The organism is Kribbella sp. (genome assembly GCF_035687465.1).
GTDB lineage: Bacteria > Actinomycetota > Actinomycetes > Propionibacteriales > Kribbellaceae > Kribbella.
In genome coordinates this window covers 1-3150 of the sequence record NZ_DASRXP010000286.1, presented here as the reverse complement: position 1 = coordinate 3150, position 3150 = coordinate 1, and the positions used below count along the sequence as shown (strand labels likewise).

3 protein-coding genes are annotated in these 3150 nt (G+C 68.2%); all 3 read right to left on the bottom strand.

Going from position 1 to position 3150, the window contains the following annotated elements:
• Positions 1-1151 (bottom strand): ribonuclease J (locus VFG33_RS14325; protein ID WP_325026490.1); only part of this gene is annotated, 1151 nt, incomplete at its 3' end.
• On the bottom strand, positions 1148-2059 hold the full coding sequence (dapA, locus tag VFG33_RS14320; protein WP_325026488.1) for a 4-hydroxy-tetrahydrodipicolinate synthase: 912 nt from the start codon (positions 2057-2059) through the stop codon (positions 1148-1150). The genes VFG33_RS14325 and dapA, both read right to left, overlap by 4 nt.
• A gap of 178 nt (positions 2060-2237) precedes the next feature.
• The coding region (locus tag VFG33_RS14315) for a serine hydrolase domain-containing protein (RefSeq protein WP_325026486.1) at positions 2238-3150 on the bottom strand (913 nt) is incomplete at its 5' end.

Sequence of the window (3150 nt, the reverse complement as noted above, 5' to 3'; positions counted from 1 at the left end):
CCCGCCGACGCGTGGCCGGAGACGTGGACGAGCGCGTTGCCCTTGTGGATCACATTCGCGCCGTGCCGGGTCAGCCCGTTGATCACCCGGAACACCGAGTTCTCGTTGCCCGGGATCAGCGACGACGCCAGTACTACGGTGTCGCCCGGCTGGATCTGTACTACGTGATGGTCGTTGGCTGCGATCCTGGACAGCGCCGACATCGGCTCACCCTGCGAACCGGTGGACACCAGCACCACCTGCTCCGGCGGGTAGTTGTCCAGCTCGCGCATGTCGATCAAGGTGTCGCCGGGGACATTGAGGAAGCCCAGATCCCGTGCCACTCCCATGTTCCGCACCATCGAGCGCCCGACGTACGCGACCTTGCGGCGATGTTTCACGGCGGCGTCCATCACCTGCTGGACGCGATGCACGTGGGAGGCGAAGCAGGCGACGATGATGCGCTGGCTCTTGGCGTTGGTGAAGACCCGGTCCAGTACTGGCGCGATGTCGCGCTCGTGGGTGGTGAAGCCGGGCACCTCGGAGTTGGTGGAGTCGACCATGAACAGGTCGACGCCCTCCTCACCGAGTCGGGCAAAGGAGCGCAGGTCGGTGATCCGGTTGTCCAGCGGCAACTGGTCCATCTTGAAGTCGCCGGTGTGCAGCACCAGGCCCGCCGGCGTACGGATGGCCACCGCCAGCGCGTCCGGGATCGAGTGGTTGACCGCGACGAACTCGCACTCGAACGGCCCGAACCGGACCGTCTCGCCTTCGACCACGGTCTGCTGCGGCACGTTGCGGTGCCGGTGCTCCTTCAGCTTGCCCTCGAGCAGCGCGAGCGTGAGCTGCGATCCCACCACCGGGATGTCGCCCCGCTCACGCAGCAGGTAGGGCAACCCGCCGATGTGGTCCTCGTGGCCGTGCGTCAGGACGACCGCCACGATGTCGTCCAAACGCTCCCGGATGGGCTGGAAGTCCGGGAGGATCAGGTCGACACCTGGTTGGTTCTCGTCCGGGAACAGGACTCCGCAGTCGACGATCAGCAGCTTGCCGTCGTACTCGAAGACCGTCATGTTCCGGCCGACCTCGCCGAGGCCGCCGAGGGGGATGACGCGGAGCGCCCCGGGCGCGAGTGGTCCCGGGGCTTCCAGATCTGGGTGGGGGTGACTCATGCAATCAGTCCTGCCGTCTTGAGGTCGGTGGTGAGCCAGTCCACTTGCTCCCCGGTCGCCTCGATCAGCGGCGACCGCAGGGTCGCATGCTCGATGACGCCGGCCAGCTTGAGCGCGGCCTTCACCATGATGGCGCCCTGGGTCCTCGTCATGATCGCCTCGACGGCGGGCACCAGCCGGCGATCGATCTGCTGTGCGGTGGCCAGATCACCGGCGACGACCGCGTCGATCAACTGCCGGTACTGCTCCGAGGCGACGTGGCCGACCACGCTCGCGATCCCGACCGCCCCGATCGCCAGCCAGGCGAGGTTCAGCTCGTCAGCGCCGCAGTAGTAGAACAGGTCGGAGTTGGCCAGCACCTTGGTGGTGGCGGCGACGTCGCCCTTGGCGTCCTTGACGGCGACGATCCGCGGGTGCTCGGCGAGGGCGAGCAGCGTCTCCGTGGTGATCGGTACGCCGGCTCGGCTGGGGATGTCGTACGCCATCACGGGCAGGCCGGTGGCATCCGCGACAGCGGTGAAGTGCGCCTTGATGCCGTCCTGCGGAGGCTTGTTGTAGTACGGCGTGACGACCAGCAGGCCGTGCGCACCGGCGGCCTCCGCGGCCTCCGCGCTCTCGATGCTGTGCGCGGTGTTGTTCGAGCCGACCCCGGCAACCACCTTGGCGCGGTCCCCGACCGCCTCGAGGACGGCCCGGATCAGCGCGACCTTCTCCTCGTCGGTGGTGGTCGGCGCCTCGCCGGTGGTCCCGTTGATCACGAGGGCGTCGTTCCCCTGATCGACCAGGCGGGTCGCCACCTTCTGCGCGGCGGCGAGGTCGAGCGAGCCGTCAGGATGGAACGGGGTGATCATCGCCGTGGTGAGCCGGCCGAAGGGCAAGGCTGCTGCAGCGGAAAGCGCGGAGGACATGGGGCTCAGATTACCGCTCCCGGCGCCTCGAGAAATGAGTAGGCCTGGTGGCTGTCCGCTCGGGGGTCCGGGCAGCCACCAGGCTCACTCGTCCTATCGGTACAACCCCCACTGGTGTTACAGCTCGATGGAAAAAAGTCAGAAAAAGTTCCCGGGAATACTCTACGTAGGCGAACGCTCACTTTGAGCCGCCTTCCGGGTCTTGTCCGGCCTGGTTCAGGGCGTCGAGGAGGGTCAGAGGGCGAGGGTCCGGGCCGAGGCGGACCTCGTTCATGAGGTAGGAGAAGGCGAGGCCCTGCTCCGGCCAGGCTCCATGGCGGGAGCCGCCGGCGCCGGCGTGTCCGAAGGCGTTGGCAGGGGCGCCGAGATTGGCGGCTGAGGTGTGCAGTTCGAAGCCGGCCGCGTAAGCCATCTCACTCCCCCAGAGCGGCTCGATTCCGCGGCGGAGCTCGCGGCGGCCTCGGTCGACAATCTCGGGCTTCAGGACGCGGACGCCGTCGACCTCGCCCAGCAGGGAGGCGTAGAAGCGGGCCATCCCACGAGCTGTGGCGAATCCCCCGACGGCCGCCAGCCCGGCGCCGCGGTATCCCGGGCTGTTCCAGATCTTCTCGGCTCCCGGGACCAGCAGAGGATTGCGCGTGAGTTGGCGCAGCGGGTCTGTTTCCTCGGCGTCCGCCAGTACGCCGTCCGCGGCGACCATCGTGGAGGCCTTGGCGTGGAGTTCGGATGGCAGGCCGATCCAGACCTCGAGGTCGAGGGGTTGTGCGAACTCCTCGGCGAAGAACAGGCCGAGTGGGCGACCGTCAGTACGGCGTACGAGCTCGTCGACCAGCCAGCCCCACGTGATCGCGTGGTACATGAAGGCGGCCCGCGGGTCCTCGGCCGGCGCCTGCGCCGCGAGCAGCGAGGCCACGGCGTCGTGGTCGAGGATGTCCACCTGGCTGAAGTCGGCGCCAGGCAGGCGGGCTTGGTGGGAAAGCACCTCGGCGACTGTGATCGCGCCTTTGCCGGCGGCGGCGAACTCGGGCCAGTAGAACGCCAGCGGGCGGTCAAGGTTCACCAGGCCGCGCTCGACCTGCAACAGCACGCAC